General features: G+C 46.1%; 22 protein-coding genes and 2 tRNA genes. 19 read left to right on the top strand and 5 right to left on the bottom strand.

Going from position 1 to position 19,118, the window contains the following annotated elements; genetic code table 11:
- Positions 1-65 precede the first annotated feature (65 nt).
- Positions 66-299 carry a NifU family protein gene (locus HY200_00120; protein ID MBI3593342.1) on the bottom strand — a complete coding sequence of 78 codons (234 nt, stop codon included), beginning with the start codon at positions 297-299 and terminating at the stop codon, positions 66-68.
- A gap of 147 nt (positions 300-446) precedes the next feature.
- Between HY200_00120 and HY200_00115 the strand changes: the two genes are divergently transcribed.
- Both HY200_00115 and HY200_00110 read left to right on the top strand, forming a co-directional pair.
- Positions 447-1,373, top strand: a complete 927-nt coding sequence (locus HY200_00115) for a homoserine kinase (protein ID MBI3593341.1) — start codon at positions 447-449, stop codon at positions 1,371-1,373.
- On the top strand, positions 1,374-1,766 hold the full coding sequence (locus HY200_00110; GenBank protein MBI3593340.1) for a (deoxy)nucleoside triphosphate pyrophosphohydrolase: 393 nt from the start codon (positions 1,374-1,376) through the stop codon (positions 1,764-1,766). It begins immediately after the preceding gene.
- A gap of 48 nt (positions 1,767-1,814) precedes the next feature.
- On the opposite strand, the gene polX is transcribed toward HY200_00110, so the two are convergent.
- Positions 1,815-3,545, bottom strand: a complete 1,731-nt coding sequence (gene polX, locus HY200_00105; GenBank protein ID MBI3593339.1) for a DNA polymerase/3'-5' exonuclease PolX — start codon at positions 3,543-3,545, stop codon at positions 1,815-1,817.
- A 92-nt stretch (positions 3,546-3,637) separates the two neighbouring features.
- Here polX and HY200_00100 point away from each other — a divergent pair, with 92 nt between their 5' ends.
- On the top strand, positions 3,638-4,558 hold the full coding sequence (locus HY200_00100; GenBank protein ID MBI3593338.1) for an RNA polymerase factor sigma-32: 921 nt from the start codon (positions 3,638-3,640) through the stop codon (positions 4,556-4,558).
- Positions 4,559-4,699: 141 nt separating this feature from the next.
- Here HY200_00100 and HY200_00095 read toward each other — a convergent pair whose 3' ends face one another.
- Positions 4,700-5,149, bottom strand: coding sequence for an Hsp20/alpha crystallin family protein (locus HY200_00095; protein ID MBI3593337.1), 450 nt, complete (start codon positions 5,147-5,149; stop codon positions 4,700-4,702).
- 156 nt (positions 5,150-5,305) lie between these two features.
- Here HY200_00095 and HY200_00090 point away from each other — a divergent pair, with 156 nt between their 5' ends.
- Entirely contained in the window at positions 5,306-5,998 is a 693-nt protein-coding gene (locus HY200_00090) for a hypothetical protein (GenBank protein MBI3593336.1), read from the top strand.
- 22 nt (positions 5,999-6,020) lie between these two features.
- A complete protein-coding gene (locus tag HY200_00085; GenBank protein MBI3593335.1) occupies positions 6,021-6,761 on the top strand; it encodes a 3-oxoacyl-ACP reductase FabG in 741 nt (246 codons plus the stop codon).
- Between the two features lie 15 nt (positions 6,762-6,776).
- Here HY200_00085 and HY200_00080 read toward each other — a convergent pair whose 3' ends face one another.
- Positions 6,777-7,892 (bottom strand): hypothetical protein, encoded by a 1,116-nt coding sequence (locus tag HY200_00080; GenBank protein MBI3593334.1) that lies wholly within the window; start codon positions 7,890-7,892, stop codon positions 6,777-6,779.
- A 138-nt stretch (positions 7,893-8,030) separates the two neighbouring features.
- Between HY200_00080 and HY200_00075 the strand changes: the two genes are divergently transcribed.
- The 14 genes from HY200_00075 (at position 8,031) to HY200_00010 (ending at position 18,765) form a co-directional block, all read left to right on the top strand.
- Positions 8,031-8,103 (top strand) — tRNA-Val (locus HY200_00075).
- A 45-nt stretch (positions 8,104-8,148) separates the two neighbouring features.
- Positions 8,149-8,225: transfer RNA gene (locus tag HY200_00070), tRNA-Asp, on the top strand.
- Positions 8,226-8,272: 47 nt separating this feature from the next.
- Positions 8,273-8,977 carry a MotA/TolQ/ExbB proton channel family protein gene (locus tag HY200_00065; protein MBI3593333.1) on the top strand — a complete coding sequence of 235 codons (705 nt, stop codon included), beginning with the start codon at positions 8,273-8,275 and terminating at the stop codon, positions 8,975-8,977.
- Positions 8,974-9,387, top strand: coding sequence for a biopolymer transporter ExbD (locus HY200_00060; protein MBI3593332.1), 414 nt, complete (start codon positions 8,974-8,976; stop codon positions 9,385-9,387). The genes HY200_00065 and HY200_00060 overlap by 4 nt, the downstream gene beginning before the upstream one ends.
- A complete protein-coding gene (locus HY200_00055) occupies positions 9,387-10,103 on the top strand; it encodes a TonB family protein (protein ID MBI3593331.1) in 717 nt (238 codons plus the stop codon). The genes HY200_00060 and HY200_00055 overlap by 1 nt, the downstream gene beginning before the upstream one ends.
- A gap of 110 nt (positions 10,104-10,213) precedes the next feature.
- Positions 10,214-11,407 carry a Tol-Pal system beta propeller repeat protein TolB gene (gene tolB / locus HY200_00050; protein ID MBI3593330.1) on the top strand — a complete coding sequence of 398 codons (1,194 nt, stop codon included), beginning with the start codon at positions 10,214-10,216 and terminating at the stop codon, positions 11,405-11,407.
- Positions 11,408-11,441: 34 nt separating this feature from the next.
- Positions 11,442-12,314, top strand: a complete 873-nt coding sequence (gene ybgF, locus HY200_00045; GenBank protein ID MBI3593329.1) for a tol-pal system protein YbgF — start codon at positions 11,442-11,444, stop codon at positions 12,312-12,314.
- A 24-nt stretch (positions 12,315-12,338) separates the two neighbouring features.
- Positions 12,339-14,090 carry a DNA mismatch repair endonuclease MutL gene (gene mutL, locus HY200_00040; protein ID MBI3593328.1) on the top strand — a complete coding sequence of 584 codons (1,752 nt, stop codon included), beginning with the start codon at positions 12,339-12,341 and terminating at the stop codon, positions 14,088-14,090.
- On the top strand, positions 14,078-15,028 hold the full coding sequence (gene miaA / locus HY200_00035; protein MBI3593327.1) for a tRNA (adenosine(37)-N6)-dimethylallyltransferase MiaA: 951 nt from the start codon (positions 14,078-14,080) through the stop codon (positions 15,026-15,028). Before mutL ends, miaA begins: the two co-directional genes overlap by 13 nt.
- Positions 15,029-15,067: 39 nt before the next feature.
- A complete protein-coding gene (gene hfq, locus HY200_00030) occupies positions 15,068-15,325 on the top strand; it encodes an RNA chaperone Hfq (GenBank protein ID MBI3593326.1) in 258 nt (85 codons plus the stop codon).
- 23 nt (positions 15,326-15,348) lie between these two features.
- Positions 15,349-16,245 (top strand): S-methyl-5'-thioadenosine phosphorylase, encoded by an 897-nt coding sequence (gene mtnP, locus HY200_00025; protein ID MBI3593325.1) that lies wholly within the window; start codon positions 15,349-15,351, stop codon positions 16,243-16,245.
- Positions 16,246-16,261: 16 nt separating this feature from the next.
- Positions 16,262-17,170, top strand: a complete 909-nt coding sequence (locus tag HY200_00020) for a sugar kinase (GenBank protein ID MBI3593324.1) — start codon at positions 16,262-16,264, stop codon at positions 17,168-17,170.
- 10 nt (positions 17,171-17,180) lie between these two features.
- The gene (locus tag HY200_00015) at positions 17,181-17,933 is read left to right on the top strand and encodes a tetratricopeptide repeat protein (GenBank protein MBI3593323.1); all 753 of its coding nucleotides are present in this window, start codon (positions 17,181-17,183) and stop codon (positions 17,931-17,933) included.
- Positions 17,917-18,765 (top strand): helix-turn-helix domain-containing protein, encoded by an 849-nt coding sequence (locus HY200_00010; GenBank protein ID MBI3593322.1) that lies wholly within the window; start codon positions 17,917-17,919, stop codon positions 18,763-18,765. Before HY200_00015 ends, HY200_00010 begins: the two co-directional genes overlap by 17 nt.
- A gap of 27 nt (positions 18,766-18,792) precedes the next feature.
- Here HY200_00010 and metG read toward each other — a convergent pair.
- The coding region (gene metG / locus HY200_00005) for a methionine--tRNA ligase subunit beta (GenBank protein ID MBI3593321.1) at positions 18,793-19,118 on the bottom strand (326 nt) is incomplete at its 5' end.

Raw genomic sequence — 19,118 nt, 5'->3', positions numbered from 1 at the left:
ACGGAGAAGCGTCCGGGGAGTGACAGGCAGAATACAGACCTTGCTTTTTGATTGGCAGATTAGTACTAGATATGGACGATTTCCTGGATGGCCGGGATAATTTCCTTCAATCTTTTCTCAACCCCGAGTCTCAAGGTGTAACCGGAACTGGGGCATCCATGGCAGGCGCCCACAAGTTTGACTTTAATGGTGGCCCCTTCAATACCGACCAATAAAATGTTTCCTCCGTCTCGAGCCAGCGCGGGACGTATGGTATCGAGCGCCTTTTCCACCATTTCTGTTTCAATGACTGTTTCCATTTTCAAATCTCCCGGTTCCATTAATTATATTCAAAATCGGCTCTTTTTGCAAACTTATGATATAATCGGCGCGACAGAATTGATCGTTCCGGAAATTTGAGGCGGACGATCGGACGTTATTGGACAAACTTGAAGTGACAGGTAAAGATGAAAGAAATCAGGGTCTTTGCGCCGGCGTCAGTGGGGAATATCGGTCCCGGTTTTGATACGCTGGGGATGGCGGTCAAAAAGATAGGGGACACCGTTTGGGCCGGCAAGAATAGAGAGAAGAGGATCCGGATTCTGGAGATCAGCGGTGATTCCGGCAAACTGCCCTACGATGCAGATAAAAACACAGCCGGTATCGCGGCCAGGAAAGTGCTGGAAAGACTCGGGATTGCCAAATCAATCGATCTGCGAATACATAAGAATATACCGGGAAATGGATTAGGGAGCAGTGCCGCCAGTGCTGTTGCAGGTGCCGTTGCGGCGAACGCTCTTTTTGGAGACAGATTAAGCAAAGAAGAGCTTCTTCACCTTTCATTGGAAGCCGAAACGTATGTTTCCGGAGGAACCTTTATGGACAATATTGGTGCTTCTCTTTATGGAGGGGTTGTTCTGGCACGTCCCGAAGAGCAAAAAGTGATTAAAATTGGAGTTTTAAAGGAACTGACCGTTGTTCTGGCGACACCCGATTTTCCTTTGTTGACAAGAAAGGCGAGGAAAATCCTTCCAAAGAAAATTGAGATGCGCAGGTGGGTTCAGAATATGTCAAACAGTTGTGCAATGGTGCTCGGAATCTGTAACAAAGATCCGGCGCTTTTTGGAAGGTCCATTTCTGATGTGGTCGTTGAACCGTTTCGGGCAAAGCTCATTCCGGGTTTTTATGAGGTAAAAAAAGCGGCCCTCGCCAAAGGTGCTTTAGGCTGTTCGATCAGCGGTGCAGGGTCCACTCTTTTTGCAGTGACGGACCGGAGTACTTTGGGTGAAGACATTGGTCAAGCGATGAAAACAGAATTTCAGAAGAAGGGTCTGGATTGTGTTATTACCATTACCCAAATGGATGTTTTGGGGGCTCGAAAGATCAAGGGATAAATGAGTACTCAGGTTGTCGCGGCGGCCATCATTATCCAGGAAGGGAAAATTCTCATTTCGCGGAGGAAGAAGAATGTCCATCTGGGTCGATACTGGGAATTTCCCGGTGGGAAGAAGAATGAAAAGGAAGAGCTAACCGATACGCTCATCCGGGAGGTCCGTGAGGAACTGGGTATCGGGATCAAAGTGGGGGAGGAGGCCATCGCGGTCACGTACCGGTATCCTGATCGGACGGTAGAGCTTCATTTTTATTTCTGCGAATGGAAGAGCGGAACCTGTCAGGCGCTGGAGTGTGACGAATATCTCTGGATAGAAAAATCCCGGATGGATGAATTTACATTTCCTCCGGCTACCAGCCCTCTTATCAAGATGCTTATGTCAGAGCTTAACTGAAATTAAGCAAAGCGCGATTTGGCCCCGTAACGATTCAAAAAAGGTGGTTCAACCGTGAACCGGACGCCGTGACGCGAGCATTTTTTCCATTTCTCCGAGAGGGAGAGTATTAAATACCTCTCTGGAAGTCAACCATCCCTTTCGGGCTATTCCTACGCCATACCCGGTAAAATAAATATGTTCGATCGCATGTGCGTCGGGATTAATGCTGACCTGGAGTCCATATTCCTTCAATTTTTTGCAGTCTTTCCAGTCGATATCCAATCGATGGGGATTGGCATTCAGTTCAATAATGACGTTCTTCTCTTTCGCCTTTTGAAATACGGCGTCAAGGTCGAAGGAATAGGCCTCGCGTGAAAGGAGGAGTCGTCCGGTCATATGCCCTAGAATCGTCAAATAGGGATTATCCATCGCCCGTAATAACCGTTTTGTCATTTCTGTTTCGGTCATTTTAAACCGGCTATGAATGGATCCAATAATGAAGTCAAACGAGGCGAGTAGTTCTTCAGGGTAGTCCAGATCACCTTCTTCGAGGATATCCGATTCGATCCCTTTAAAAATCCGGATTTTGGGAAAGGTTTTCTGAAGCCGGTCGATGTCGGCATGTTGTTGCCGGATATCTTCTTCTTTCAGTCCATGGGCATAAAACGCGGACTGGCTATGATCAGAAATACCCACATATTGATACCCCGCCCTGGCCGCCTCGTTGACCATTTCCTCCAAGGTATTTCTTCCGTCGCTGCGGGTGGTATGAAGGTGAAATATTCCTCTTATCTCATCCGATTCGACCAGGCGGGGAAGACACCTTTTACCTGCGGCTTCAAATTCTCCGCGATCTTCGCGTAATTCCGGCGGAATAGGGTCGAGTCCCAAATTCGAGTAAATCTCCTTTTCAGATTGGCAGGAAACCGGCAAGTTTTCCTTAAATAGGCCATTTGGGCTGAGCAGGAAACCTTTTTTTCTGGCAATTTCCTGCAATCGGATATTATGTTCTTTGCTTCCGGTTAGATATTGAAGTGCGAACGGATAATTTTCAGGAGAGACGACATCGAGCTCAACGCCCAGTCCGGATTTCAGGACGGCCGAAACCCGTGTTGCTTCGTGAGAACGTATCGATTCGACCTGGGACAGTTGAGAAAACGCTACCAGAGCTCTTTCCAGCTGGCGGGATGATGAAACCAGATTGATATTTCTGATCACCTCTCTTCGCCTTCGGAGACTTCCGCCAATTTCAATCGCATCAAAGAGTTGAGTCGCGTGAAGTTGTTTACGAACCGCTTCTGCCTCCGTCCACGCTTGATCAAAATGAAAAAACTCTTTTCCTTTTTTAAGATTTTCAATTCCTTTCAGAATATTGTCCTGGCTCTTGCGGCCAAAACCTTCAAGCGTCAACAGGCGATTCTCCTGACAGGCATATTCCAGTTCTCCGATCGTGGTGATCCCAAGTTTCTCATGGATCGCTTTGATTTTTTTTGGACCGAGCCCTTCGATCTTTTTCATTTCAAGCAGTCCTGAAGGAATTGAAACTTCAAGCGACTGGAGCACCGATGAACTCCCTGTCGTCACGAATTCATGAATGGTCTCAAAGAGAGCCGCTCCGATTCCCTTTTCTTCTTTCAATGTTCCGGCTAGAATCATTTCTCTGAGATCTCCCGAAAGAAGCGAGATCGTTCGCGCAGCATTTTGAAAGGCCCTGACCTTAAACGGGTTTTCTCCCTTCAATTCCAGATAAGTGCCGATCAATTCCAGTAAATCAATGATCTCTTGTTTTAAATTCATGGCCCTATTATAGCCCAGGAGGAGAGGGAAGACAAATTGTCCCCATTTTTGCTTCGATTCGTACCATTTGGATATGGTAAAATGTGCATATTATGGATGATCTTGAAGGACATGAAATGAGCGGGCTACCGATTTTAGATCCCGTTGCGGAAGAGGATCGTGGTGTTGTTCCCTTTGACCCGCTCAAAAAATACCTGTCTGAAATCCGGAAATATCCCTTTTTATCCCGCGAGGAAGAGGTCGATCTGGCGCGACGCTATCGAGAGCAGGGCGATACGGATGCCATATCAAAATTGATCCTTTCACATTTAAGAATGGTTTATTTTATTGCCATGGAATACCGGCAGGGTTCTTTTCCCGTCATGGATCTGATTCAGGAAGGCAATATTGGCTTGATGGTGGCCATCAAGAAATTTGATCCCTACAAGGGGATCCGGGTCGGAACTTATGCTGCCTGGTGGATCAGGGCATTTATCCTTCGGCATATCATTAATAACTTTCGCCTGGTGAAGGTGGGAACGACCCAGGCGCAAAGAAAACTTTTCTACAATCTCCAGAAGGAAAAACAAAAGCTTCGTGCCCTGGGTTACGATCCCGACGTCAAACTTCTAGCGGAGACGCTTCAAGTAAAAGAGAAAGAGGTCGTCGAGATGGATCAGAGAATGGGGAGTTGGGAGGTTTCCCTTGATGCGCCCGCACATGACGAGAGCGAAGAAGCGGTTGGAGCCAATCTTCCTTCAGGAGAGGAGATGCTGGATGACCAGATTGCCGGCGAAGAATTAAAAAGTCTCTTTCATGAAAAACTCCTTTCCTTTCAGGAGACGCTCAATGCAAGAGATCAGGAAATTCTTCAGTCCCGGATTCTGTCGGAAGAGCCGTTAACACTCCTTGAAATTGCCAAAAAGAACCATATTTCCAAAGAAAGGGCGCGCCAGCTTGAGGAAAAGATCCTGAAGAATATGAAGCGCTATATGGCAAAGGAGATCAAAGACTTTAAGCTGATTTCTGAATAACCTGAGCCGCCGATAAGGGGTTCATGACCGCGTCCGACACCAGCCTGGCGATCCGCTTCTGAAGAGCTCAAAAAAGGAGGCGTCCGTCGGGGGCAATTCACCCCTTGTCATCGGTCAGGATTTAAACTCGATAGACTGTTCTTATTTTATATCGATCTTGATTTTTTTCGGTTTAACTTCCTCTTTCTTAGGCAAGGTTATCGTTAGGACACCCTTATCATAAGTTGCTTCGATTTTATCCAGAGAAACAAAATCCGGAATCGTAAAAGTACGGCTAAATGCGCCATAGACGCGTTCAATACGGTGATAATTCTCTTTCTTATCCTCATGCGCCAGTTTCCTGTTTCCCTTAATCTGGAGCGTATTGGCATCGACGCTAATGTCGATATCCGACATTTCCATATCTGGAAGTTCGGCCCTTAAGACAAGGGCGTTCTCTTTTTCAAAAATATCGACCGAGGGTACCCAGTCGACTCCTTCACCCTTCTCAAAGGCAATGGGCAGGCTGAGAAAAGGATCTTCCATAAATTTATTCATTCTCCCCTGAAGAGCGGTCAACTCTCTGAAAGGGGACCATTTTATAAGTGTCATTTTGATTCCTCCATATTAAATTTGAAATGTTTCCACCTTGTACTTATCAGTAATCCCGAATTTCCCAAAGTCAAGGGGTAGAAAAATTGCTTTTATTCATGTTATATTCAAACGGCAATTTATCCGTCAAATATTAACGCTTCGAGAAAGCCGGTTATGGCAAAGATTGAGATGAGCGTCAGGGAGATTCATCCGTACTACGACGGGACGATCTGTCATCTTAAACTGGAATGGAAAAATCCATCTGATTCGTTTAAGTTTATGACCGGGCAATTTGTGACGCTTTTCCTGACCGGAGTCGACAAGGGTGCCTATTTCGCCATTTCATCGGCGCCTGAAGACGAAGGAAGCCTGGAATTCCTGATTAAGAAATCAGCAGGAATCGGGGAGAAGCTGGTTGGTATGAAGCCGGGAGAGAGTCTTTGGGTTGAGGGACCCCAGGGAAAGGGTTTTCCAATCGATCAATACAAAGGGAAGCATCTTCTTTTGATCGGGGTCGGAACCGGCATTGCGCCGCTCCGTTCGGTTTTTCGTTCCATTGTCAGGCGAAGATCTGACTTCCGGTATGTTCACCTTTACTATGGTGCGCTGACACCTGCCCATCTCTGCTACCGGGACGAAATTCGGGACCTGCGTAAGAAAGATATTCAGGTCTTCCTGACCGTCACAACCCCCGATTCAGAGTGGGCGGGGAGAACGGGTTTTGTTCAGTCCCATTTTTCCGATGCCATTCCTGATCCTGAAAAGTGCGTCGCCCTTCTTGTCGGAATGAAAGAGATGATCGATCAAAGCAGGGAGGAATTAATCCGGGTGGGATTGAAACCGGAGCAAATTTTATTAAATTATTAGCTAGCGAAAAGTGAGTAAAATCATGTCAGGAGCGAGAAAAACAGCTTTAGTCACGGGAGGCGGCAGAAGACTGGGACGCAATATCAGTTTGGCTCTTGCCAAAGAGGGTTTTGACGTCATGGTCAATTATTTCCAATCCGAAGGCTCCGCACAAAAGACCGCATCCGAAATCAGGGAGATGGGAAGACGGGTGATGACCTATGGAGCGGATGTATCCAACTCTGATCAGGTTCATGGCCTGGTTAAGAAAACGCTGGATCATTTCGGATCCATCGATCTCCTCGTCAACAATGCCGCAATCTTCTCTCAAATACCTTTTGAAAAACTGACGGAATCGATTTGGGACAAGACCATCGATACCAATCTGAAAGGAACCTTTCTTTGTTCCCGTGAAGTCGGCGCGCATATGATGAATCGACGTTCAGGAATCATCATCAACATCGCCTCGCTGGGAGGAGTCCAGCCCTGGGTCAATGAAACGCCTTACAGCGTGTCGAAGGCGGGGGTGATTATGTTGACAAAATGCCTTGCCAAGGGATTGGCTCCCCATGTCCGGGTGAATGCCGTTGCTCCAGGTTATATTGAAATCCCTGATCCGATTCTTGAAAAAGTATTTCCGCCCCCACCGCTGACTAAAATTCCCCTCAGACGATATGGGAGACCCGAAGAGGTATCCGATCTGGTCGTTTATCTGGCGACAAAAGGGGAATATATTACCGGGCAGATTTTTACCGTGGATGGGGGGAAGTCCCTTTATACCTGAGCGGCATCTTCTTCGTTACGGAAAGTGTTCCATTTTGGAAAGTCCCTTCCACGTTCCGAAATATTTATTTCCGGCAGGATCGAACGCGATGGCGAATACATTGTTGTTGAGAAGACCATCCTTTTCATTGATGGTTTTCCATATTTTCCCATCAAAGTAGCTTGCGCCCCCGTTGGTACCTGCCCAGAGTCTTCCTCCTGAGTCAAATGCCAGAGCATTGATGAAATTTCCTCCCAAACCGTCCGATTGCGTGTAGTTTTTCCAGCTTTTCCCGTCAAATTTACTGATCCCGCCGCCCCAGGTCCCAAACCATTTATTATTTTCGGAGTCAATGACCAGTGTCAGGACGTAGTTGGGATTGGAAGTCATGATCAATTTACCCGATGTGGAATGGTGATAGGAGCTCCCTTCATCGTGAGAAGAGAGGACAGGATCCTTGATCTCGCTGCCTAGTCCATCGAGGTGGTTATAGTTGATCCAGCGGGAGCCCTTGTAGTGAGAAACGCCTCCTTCCGTGCCGAACCAGAGTGAGCCATCCTTTTCCTCTCCAATGGCATAGATCCATTTGTCAGGGAGGCCTTCCTGTGTCGAAAAAGTTTGAAATGAACTGCCGTTAAAAACCGAAGCCCCTTTCCAGGTGGCGACCCACATTTTATCTTTAGAAAAATGGATGTCGTAAGCCCAAAGATCTCCCAATCCATGGCCCTCTTTAAACTGAGTCCAGCCCTTTCCATAATCTGTGGAACCCATGCCATAAGGAGTAAAGACTCTCCAAAGGGTGCCGTTGAACTCAACCAGTCCCCCTCCGTAAGTCGCGAACCATTTATTATTTTTGTCATCAATTTTGATTTTGAATATTCCATTACTCAAAAATGCATGGTTTGTCGATCGGACTGTATAGATTTCGTAGGCGTCTTTGTCCCCTTTGGCACCCGTATCGTATTTGATGATTCCGTTTGACAGCCCGATCCAGAGGGTTTCGCCATCCATCGCAAGGGCCCGGACATTTGCTCCGGTGTCAAAATTGGTGAAGAGGGGAACCGGTGAAAGCCGGGGTTCCTCCTGACTCTGTACCGGCAGGGTAAAAAACAAATGAAATATAAAGATAAAAGCGATTGCGAGAGGTCTCAAAATGGGAGTAAATACCTTGAAAAATTTGATTAAGATTGACATTGAAAAATAAAATTGTTAGTATTCTATCGAATTTAAATTCGAGATGCAAAAGGTTTTGAAAACTCTGAACTCCTGAATCCCTTTAAGGGGCTTGTCGGGCGGATAGCTCAGTTGGCAGAGCGTCGGCCTTACAAGCCGAAGGTCACAGGTTCAATCCCTGTTCCGCCTATCAGTTTAACTGCTGTTTTTAGACGCTTGTTTATCATGGAATTTCGGGGCCGTAGCTCAGCTGGTTAGAGCGCCGCCCTGTCACGGCGGAGGTCGCGAGTTCGATCCTCGTCGGCCCCGCCATATGAATGAAGCCGTTTAGAGAATAAGGTTTACCGACAGAGAAGATATTGGTTGATTTAATCCTCACTGCCTCTTACATCACCCTTACCGTCCTTATTATACTTCTTTTCTTTTCGATCTTTTCATGGGCCGGAATTTTCTATAAATTTCGTGTATTTTCGCGAGTCAAAAAGGCCACAAGATTATTTCTTCATGATTTTAAAAAAGGCGAAGACCCTGTTGCATTGAAAAAGGGGGCACTCCGACACAAGGAATCCCCTCTTGCGATGTTATACCTGGGTTCTCTCAAAAGACTTCAGCGAAAAGGGATTCTTTCTGATCAGCTTGAAATAGATATCCGGCATGAGACAACGCCGGAACCCGTCTTCAGGAACCTCGGCCGGGTCCTTAAAACAATCAGGAACGAGGAGCTGGTTTCTCTTGAAAGCTATCTTTCCTATTTCGCCATTATCGGAAATATTTCTCCGTTTATCGGTCTGTTCGGAACTGTACTGGGAATTATCGATGCATTTCAGAACATCAGTCAGATCGGCTCGGCTAACATAGCCGCCGTCGCACCCGGCGTCGCCGAGGCCCTTGTCGCGACTGCGGCTGGCTTGCTGACCGCGATTCCCGCTGTGATCGCCTATAACTATTTCTTGAATTCCCTGCGAATCATGGATTCTCAGATGGAAGGGTTTTCTGAAGAGCTGATCCTTTTCTTTGAAGAACATTCCAAGACTTCAACGCAATCTCATGCCGCCTCGAAATGAATTTCAATGAACCTAAAAAATATATGGCGGAAATCAACGTCGTTCCCCTGGTCGACGTTGTTCTGGTCCTTTTGATTATATTTATGGTCACGGCTCCTCTTTTGTACCGTGGCATTGCACTGAAATTGCCCAAATCCGAAGTCAACTCGATCAAATCTGAGGAAGGAAAGACGGTATCTGTATTAAAAGATCGACAAATTTACCTGGATTCCAGAATCGTTTCGCTGCGCGAACTGGAAAGGTCGCTTACTTCTCTTAAAGACAAGAATCCCGATGTGAACCTGTTCCTCAGGGCGGATCGGGATGTCCCCTATGGCATTGTGGTACAGGTCATGGATATCATCAAGAAGGCAGGTATTGAACGACTCGGAATGGTGACAGAATCAGAAAATATGATTCCTAAACCGTGATGACTTTCACGTCACTTCACATGAAGCAGATGGTCTACATTTCAATTGTGTTCCATTTCCTGCTTATGACAAGTCTTTATCTCTTTCAAACTCTCAAATGGCAACATCCTATTGCCAGGCCGAAGCCGCTCTCGGTGCAGTGGGTGAATCTTTCCAGGTATCAACCCGAATCGAAAAAGAAGATAGAACCGGTTCAAATACCCCTACCGCCCAAGAAAGTGGCTTCGCTGCCCCCGTTACGTAACAAGCCTGCATTCAAATCAGTTCTCCCGCCGCCGAAGAGAATACCTTCCAAGGCGAAAAATATCCCGGATATGGAACAACCGGTTCAAAAGAAAATTGAACCTCCGGAGCCTCCCCGGATCGAGGAAAAAAAAGGAAGTCCGGAGCCGTTGATCGAACCTCAAAAAGTTGACATCGCGCCTCTGTCTGAAATCGATCCGACCTATGTTGAACGAATGAAGAGAACAGTCGACCTGAACTTCAATCCTCCTGTTTTCAACGGAACTCCGAAAGAAGTGACGGTCTCGTTTGAAGTCCTTAAAAACGGTATCATCAAAAATCCTAAAATTGTAAAAAGTTCCAAAGATTCCTACTTCGATATGGCTGCGCTGAGGGCGATATTTGAATCTCGCAGATTCGGCCAGCTCCCTGCGGACTATCCATCTCTATCCGTTGAAATTACTTGTACTTTTTCACAAAATAAAGGATCATAAATGACTGAGATTTTAATATGATCGTTCGATTTTTTTTGTGGTTTTCATTTTTTATTTTTTTTGTGAAAATTCCTGTTCTGGCAAGTGAAGTCCACATCGAAATTGAAAGAATGGAATCTCCGAGAACGCCATTGGGTGTTCTCGGATTTCAGGCAGAGTCAAGCCTCGAACAGGAGCTTCAGACTTTAAGAGAAGTCCTGATCGCAGATTTGAAACGGTCACTTGCATTTCAATTGACTGATCTCTCCCATATGCCCCTGCCGTTGGCTCTCAATCCCGACGAAGTAAAAAAAATTGCGGGGGAGCGTCAGGAAATTATTTTGAGCGGGAAAGTGAAGAAAGAGGGGGAGAGAATTAAAATGGACCTTTCCCTTTTTAACGGTAAAACCGGAAAATGGATCTGGGAAACGGTCTTTGCCGGATCCATAAAAGATTTGCGTCCGATTTCTCACCGGGCGTCGGACAAGATTGTCCTCCAATTGACCGGGGAACCCGGCATCGCAGAATCCGAAATCGCATTTGTCTCGGATTCAAAAGGATCAAAAGAAATTTACCGGATGGATTACGATGGTTTTAATGCCCGGCTCATGACTTTGAATCACACGATCAATCTTTTTCCGCGCTGGAGTCCGGACGGAAAAAAAATATCTTATACCTCGTATATTGACCGCAATCCGGACATTTGGATTATGGATGTCACGACCTCGAAAAGATGGAAAGTCACTTCCGGAGGGTTGAATTTGTCGGCAGTCTGGTTTCCTGACGGTAAACGGATCGTCTTTGCGAGAAGCCTTGACGGCCAGACTCAGCTTTTCACCTCTACGGAAGAGGGCAAGAATGTGCAGAGGCTCACTTTTAGCCAGGGCAATGACCTTTCTCCATCCTTTTCTCCAACGGGAGCAGAAATCGTGTTTAATTCCGACCGGGGCGGATCGCCCCAGATTTATATTATGAACCAGGATGGGAGTAATGTGAGACGGCTCACTTTTGAAGGAGATTACAACACGACACCGTCCTGGTCTCCCAAAGGGGACTGGATAGCCTACACGTGCAGGGCGGATGGAAAACTTCATGTTTGTCTGATTTCAGCGGATGGCCAGAGGAAAATGAATCTTTCTTCGATTCTCAATGTGGATGACGAATGTCCTGTCTGGTCGCCGGACGGAAGACATCTGACTTTCAGTTCGAATCGAGACGGGAGACAGAGTCTATATATGATGACCTCGGAAGGAACAGAAATCGAAAAGATTACACAAAGCAGCGGAAATTTTATAAATCCCGCCTGGTCGCCGGTCAGGCATTGAAGCAGGGTCTTTTATTCATATTCAGGGGAGTACCATGAGAAGGAAAATTCAAATCATTTCAAAATCGATGGCTATGGTCAGCATCGCAATGATCAGCGCGGGTTGTGCATTTCAATCCGATTTGACCGATCTCCATCTGGAGTTGGATCAGATGAAAGATAAAATGGCCCAGATCAATTTAAAACTCGATGCCAATGACAGGGTATTAAAAGACAAATCTCAGACCACCACCAAGGAACAGGGAGATGCTTTTTTGAAGCTGGATCAGATCGGTGTCGATATTCAGACTGTCCAGGGAAGGATTGAAGAGAACAACCATTCTTTATCCGATCTTTCCCAAAAGGCCGAGGAACAGTCGCTTCGTTTGACGGATCTGAACTCCAGGATGGGAAATTTCGAAAGTCGATTGGGTATTTTGGAAAAATCAGTTCAGACCGCTAAAACAGCTCCCGCAGATACTCTGCCCGATGATCAGGGTAAACTGATTCTTCCCGGTAAGAGTCAGGAAAACACGATCCCTTCCAATGTCACGATTACGCCCCAGGAGGCATATAATCTGGCCTACAACGATTATGTTAAAGGAAATTATGATCTTGCCCTGCTGGGATTCCAGAATTTTACACAACAGTTTCCGGCATCTCTTCTGGCGCCTAATGCATACTACTGGCTGGGTGAGAGTTTCTTCAGCAAGAAAGAATATCCAAAGGCGATTGAAAATTTTGATAAGGTGGCCAGGGAATTTCCAAAGCATGATAAAGTGGCCAGTTCCATTTTGAAAGAGGGTTATGCCTATATCGAAATGGGAGAAAAACCAAGAGGAAAAGCCTACCTGAAAAAGGTCATTGAACAATATCCCAGGTCCAACGAGGCAAATCTGGCCAAGGAAAAACTGACAACCATCAAATAATCGAACGGGAAACCAGCGATACCCATGTCTTCCAGGATTAAAATTCTTTCTACTTCCCTTATCAATCGAATCGCGGCCGGCGAAGTCGTGGAGCGTCCCGCTTCTATTGTCAAGGAACTGGTGGATAATGCCATTGACGCAAATAGCGCCGAAATCGTCATCCGCGTGAGGGAGGGCGGCAAGGGATTCATTTCTGTTTCGGATAACGGAGACGGCATGACTCCCGAGGATGCCAACCTGGCGTTTGAGAGGCATGCCACCAGCAAGCTTTCGTCCGAAGAAGATCTGGATTCGATTCGATCACTTGGGTTCAGAGGTGAAGCCCTGCCCAGTATCGCCGCGGTATCCCGTATTCACCTTTCAACACAATCGAGAGAAAGCAGGGGAATAGAGCTGGAGCTGGTTTCCGGAAAAATGACGTTTAAGAGAGAAATGGGACGAGCTCCGGGTACCGAGATTTCGGTATCGGAGCTTTTTGAAAACTATCCGGCAAGAAAGAAGTTTCTCCGTTCCGCTTCAACGGAGTTGGCGCAGATTGTTTCTGTTGTGAATCAGCTGGCGTTGGCTCACTTTAGAATCTGTTTTGAACTGATTCATCACGATAAAAGATTGTTTCGGCTTCCCGGCGTTGAAAGTTTTAAGGATCGCATTTATCAAATCTATGGCGGCGAAATACTGGAGAAACTGGTTTCCATACAGGACGGGGATCATTCAGAGTTTGGCATGGAAGGATACGTCACGCTTCCGCCTCACACCTATCCGAATCGGTCTATGCAGGAGTTATTTATCAATCATCGACCGATCCGAAATCAGGTCATTCACCACGCCGTCTATGAAGCTTTTTCCTCCCATCTGATGAAGGGTCAACATCCCGCCTTTTTTCTGTTACTTGAAATGGATCCTTCCCGGGTGGATGTCAATGTTCATCCCTCCAAAAAGGAGGTGAGATTTCCGGATTCTTCTCTTATTCACCAATCGGTTTACAAGAGAGTTAAGAGGTCATTGGTTCAAGGGGCTTTCTCCTCTCAATCGAATGAGCCTGTTTACAAGGAAATAGCAGGCATGATATCGCCGGATCGCATGACGGCCTTTGAAATCAAGGAGGGGAAGAATGAATATATTATCCGTTCCGGTATCAAGCCCTTACCTGAATCCGAAACAGATCCTGATTTGTTTAGAAACAAAGATTTGATTCATGAGCCTTGTTTCAAAGTTTTAGGACAATTCCGCTCGATGTTTCTCCTGATCCAGTCCGGAGACGAGCTTCTTATTATTGATCAACATGCGGCCCATGAGCGGATATTATTTGAGAAGTATCGATCTCTATCCGAAAACGACGACAAGCAGACCGAATCCCTCTTGATCCCCCTCACTTTCGAAATGACCCTGAAGGATCTTCTGGTCCTTAAAGAATACCAACCTCTTTTTACGGAGACAGGGATTGAGCTTGATTTCTATGGAGAAAATACCGTGGTAGTCCGGTCTCTTCCCCAATTTCTCCTGAAAGCAGATATGAGATCCCTGTTGACGCAATTGACTGAAGAGATCGTCCTGTTCCAGGGATTTTCTTCTGATAAAGCGAAGCGTGACAGCATCCTTGCGACGATTGCTTGTCATGCGGCGATTAAAGCGGGACAATCGCTTGAAAATGCTGAAATCGCCGCTCTTTTTACCGGAATCTCCCGACTGGAAAATCCGTCAACCTGTCCACATGGAAGGCCGATTACCCGTCATTTAGGATTAACTGAACTGGAGAAAATGTTTTGCAGAATATGAATTCTCCTCTCTTGGTCATTGTCGGTCCTACTGCCTCGGGTAAGAGCCGTTTGGCAATGGAACTGGCCGATGAGTCAGGGTCTGAAATAATCAGCGCCGATTCGAGATTGATTTACAGGGGAATGACAATAGGCACGGCCAAACCTTCCATTCAGGAAATGAATCGCGTTAAACATCATATGATTGATCTGATCGATCCTGATCGGTCCTACAGCGTTGGAGAATACAGAAAAAATGTAGAGGAAATTCTGGGGAGAGAAACAGATAGAGCTAGCTCTCCTCCTTTTATTCTCACGGGGGGAACGGGATTGTACGTGAAAGCCGTCCTGTACGGACTATGGGATGGTCCTCCGGCCGACCGGAAATTGAGGGAAACCCTTCTCCTTCGGGAGGAGGAATCGAAGGGAGTCTTGTATCGGGAACTTTGCGAAGCAGATGCTCTTTCATCATCAAGAATTCATCCGAATGATTTATCTAAAATCATTCGGGCAATCGAAGTCTATTATTTGACGGGAAGGCCCCTTTCCTCCTTTCACTCCGAACACCGGTTTCGTGTGGGAACTCGCCCTTTTCGGATTATTGGTTTAAGAATTGAGCGAAACGCACTTTATCGACGTATTGAGGCCAGAGTGGATCAGATGATTCGAGATGGGTGGATTGAAGAAGTGGAAAGTTTAATAAAAAACGGATATCATGAAAAGCTTCCTGCAATGCGCAGCCTCGGTTATGATACCCTCAGTGCATTTCTCAAAGGGTCATATTCGCGGCCACAGGCGATTCAGCTGATCAAACAAGAGACCAGGAATTATGCCAAACGACAGATGACTTGGTTTAATAAGGATCGGAATATTCAATGGTTAGATCAGGATCAAACAGGCGAATGGGTCAGACAGTTTCGTCAGGAATTGTTCTTCACACAAAACTGTCAGAGTCGTTGAAGCAGGCAATCAATCATTTCAGGAAGGAATAAAGCACGTATGAATTTACAAGATATGTTTCTTAACCAGATTCGAAAAGAAAAAATTATTGTTACCGTTCATTTGATTAATGGGGTCGTCATTCAGGGAACCATAAAGGGGTTCGACAGTTTTTCGATATTTTTGAAGAACGATCATCAGGAACTGATTTACAAACATGCGATCGTTTCGATTGTACCGCAAAAAGAGGTTCAGGCTCTGAAAGAGCAGGACGAAAAATCGTCTATTTCAGAAATTAAGAGTGTTTTACAATCCTGAAATTGAAGGAGCGGGTGAACGGGATGGAAAGGAAAAAGGGCAAAGCTTTGGCTATTGGAAAATCGAACGTTAAATTAGGCGTGATTGGCGGCAGCGGTCTTTATGACATGGAGGGGATGACCGGGATAAAAAAAATCACGCTTAAAACGCCGTTTGGATCTCCTTCAGGTCCCTATGTTACCGGAAATCTGGAGGGTCAACGCGTCGCATTTCTGGCCCGACATGGAGAGGGACATAAGTGGCTTCCTTCAGAGATCAATTATCGGGCAAATATCTTTGGCATGAAAATGCTTGGAGTGGAAAGAATCATTTCGGTCAGCGCGGTGGGAAGCATGAAGGAAGTGATTGAGCCGGGCCATCTTGTTATTCCCGATCAGTTTTTTGATCATACGAAACAGCGAAGAAGCACTTTTTTTGGAGAAGGCGTTGTGGCGCATGTCTCGTTCGCCCATCCCATCTGCCCGGAACTTTCGAAGTCGCTTTTTCATGCGGGACAGCAGATCGGTGCCCAGATACATTGGGGAGGAACCTATCTGTGCATGGAAGGCCCTCAATTTTCCAGTAAAGCAGAATCACTGATTTACCGAAAATGGGGAGTCGATATTATCGGAATGACGAATGTGACGGAAGCGAAGCTCTCCAGGGAGGCCGAAATTTGTTACTCGACGATCGCACTGGCCACCGACTACGATTGTTGGCATGAAGAAGAGGCTCATGTCAATGTGGAGAGCGTCATCAAGATTCTGAATCAAAATGTCGTGTTATCCAAAAACCTGATTAGAAAAGCGATTCCCGGGCTGGACAGGGAGCGAAAATGTACCTGTGTCACCGCTTTAAAGAACGCCATCATTACTTCGAAAAAGAAGATAACGGTTCACCTTAAAAAGAAGCTGAATCCTCTGATTCAGAAATATTTATAAAAAGGAAAACACCTGGATGAGTCTACTCGTAATTGGTTCCGTAGCTTTCGATACCGTCAAAACGCCCTTTGGTTCGGTTGAAAATGCTTTGGGAGGTTCTGCGACGTTTTTTGCCACTTCAGCCAGCTACTTTACTCCCGTGAATCTGGTAGCCGTCGTCGGCAACGATTTTCCAGAAGAACACCTCGCTTTTCTCAGAAAAAGAGGGGTCAACCTGGATGGCCTTCAGAAAGTGGAAGGGAAGACATTTCGATGGAAGGGAGAATATGGCTATGCCCTCAATGAGGCCAAAACACTTGAAACGCACCTCAATGTATTTCAGTCGTTTAAACCGGACCTGCCACCGGGCTATCGAGATGCCGAAATCGTATTTTTGGCCAATATCGACCCTGAACTCCAGTACGATGTTTTGGAACAGGTCCGTAAACCGAAATGGGTCGCCTGCGATACCATGAATTACTGGATCGAAGGGAAGAAAAGCGCCCTCCTTAGAATCCTTAAGAAAGTCGATCTTCTTCTCATTAACGATGGAGAGGCAAGACAACTGGCCGGTGAAGCAAATCTCGTCAATGCGGCGAGGATGATTCTCGCCATGGGACCAAAAACACTCATCATTAAGAGAGGTGAATACGGAGCACTCATGTTTAACGGGAAAACCATTTTTGCAGTTCCGGCTTTTCCCCTTGAGAAAATATTTGATCCGACCGGTGCGGGAGATACGTTTGCGGGAGGTGTGATGGGGTATTTGTCCAAATCACGTGTATTTGATGACCGCCATCTTCGAAGAGCGATCATATACGGCTCCGTAATGGCTTCTTTTAATGTGGAAGCTTTCAGTCTCGATCGCATTCGAGACTTGACACAGGATGAAATAGCGGCCCGGTCATCGGCATTTAAGGAACTAACCCATTTTGAGATACCCTGAGGCTGAATTAATGAAAAAAACTGGTATGGGTGCAGGCATATTGCTTCTGTTCTTCCTGGGATGCGCAACTTCCGGTCCGACGGTCAGCAAGGAAAAAGAGGGGTCCGCGCATTATAAACTCGGGATTTCCTATTTAAATGATAACGCGATTCAAGGCGCCTTTCTTGAATTTCAAAAAGCCATTGAGCTGAATCCTGGCGATAAGCTGGCCCATTACGCACTGGGACATATCTATTATATTCAAAAGAAGAACACGGAAGCTCTAGCCGAGTTTGAGCGGGTTGTTAAAATTGATCCCGGCTATTCCGAGGCCTATAATTACGCGGGAACGGTCTACGAGGCAAAAGGAGATCTGGATTCCGCGCTCAAGTATTATCAAAAAGCATTAAGAAACAAGCTTTATCAGACTCCCCAGTATGTACATTTTAATATCGGCGGAATTTATATGAAGCAGAAGAAATTTCAGGAAGCCATCAATGAATTTCAGGAAGCGATTAACATTGAACCCGGATATGCATTGGCGCACCGTTCTCTTGGAGAAGTCTATCTGAAGAATGGCGATGAAAAATCGGCTTTGCGTTCGTTTGAAGAGTCTTCCAAACTGTTTCCTGAAGATCCTCTGACCCACTTCAAGATAGGAGAACTCTTCTGGAAGGAGAAGGTCTATCCAAAAGCAGAAGACGAATTTAAGAAAGTAGTTTCTCTCGTTCCAGAAAGCGAATTGGCAAAGGAGGCAAAAAAATACCTTGAAAGACGACGATAAGAGAGAGAGCATTGGAAATTACCTGAAAAAAATCAGGGAACAGCTTGGATTTACCCTTCAAGATATTTCATCCAAAACAAAGATAAGTTTGGCCTATTTGGAGTATCTGGAAAATGAAGAATTTTCATTGTTACCCAACGAAGTATTTATAAAGGGATTTCTCCGGTCTTACGCCAAAGTACTGGGTTTGAGCGAGATGGAAATGCTTGAAAGGTTTCAACAATGGAAATTTAGCCATGAGACCATGAATCCGGCAATGGCCGAAAATCAGGTGACAGGGAGAGAAGAACCGCCGCATAGCTGGCCGAATATTCAGCTCGATAAAATCAAGTCATTGTACGAAACCAGAAGAGGATTCCGCCGGAGCTTTCTCTTTAATCTTCTCATCGGTACCGTGATTGTTCTCGGCGGGGTTATTCTGTTTGCCAAGCGAAATAATGTGGAAACTCAATTGAAAGAGGAAGAAGCCCTTTCTTCAAAAATAACAAGCCCGGCCGTTCCCGAGGCGGTCGCCCCGGCGACAGCCACCTCGTCTTCTTTCGGAGGATCGTTTGTTGAGAAAACAGACAAACCTGTTCCAAAAGGACCGGTCCTCCGGCTCACGGTTCAGGCCACAGAGCGATCCTGGATCAGTGTGGTGGTGGACGATGGGATCACGAAGGAGTTTTCACTGCATCCCGAAGACAAAATTACGCTTGAGGCCGACAAGAGATTTCTTCTGAATATCGGGAATGCCGGAGGGGTGCAACTTACTCTCAATGGAAAAGCTCTGGGTCCCTTTGGCAAAAAGGGAGAAATCGTCAAAGGGATCAAGCTCGAAGAAACGCATTAATCTCGTTCTGAAATACGGGAAGCCTGCCTATTTTATCTTTGCTCCCGGGTCGACTTCCGACAAAAAAGAAGCGAGGGAACTGACTTCTTTACCTCCCGCAGCCAGTATCATGCCGTTTGATTCTACTCCCATCAGTTTTGCCGGATTCAGATTGGCCACAACGATGATGGTCAGTCCGATTAATTCTTCCGGGGAATACCGTTTGCCGATGCCTGCAACAACCTGACGGATTTCGCTGCCCAAATCGATTTGAAGTTTTAATAGTTTGTCTGATTTTGGGACTCTTTCCGCCGATATAATTTTTCCTGCTCTCAGGTCTATTTTTAGAAAATCTTCAATTGAAACAAGTGAAG

The sequence above is a fragment of the Nitrospirota bacterium genome (assembly GCA_016194305.1).
Classification (GTDB): Bacteria; Nitrospirota; Nitrospiria; order JACQBW01; family JACQBW01; genus JACQBW01.
This window is presented reverse-complemented; position numbering and strand designations above follow the sequence as displayed.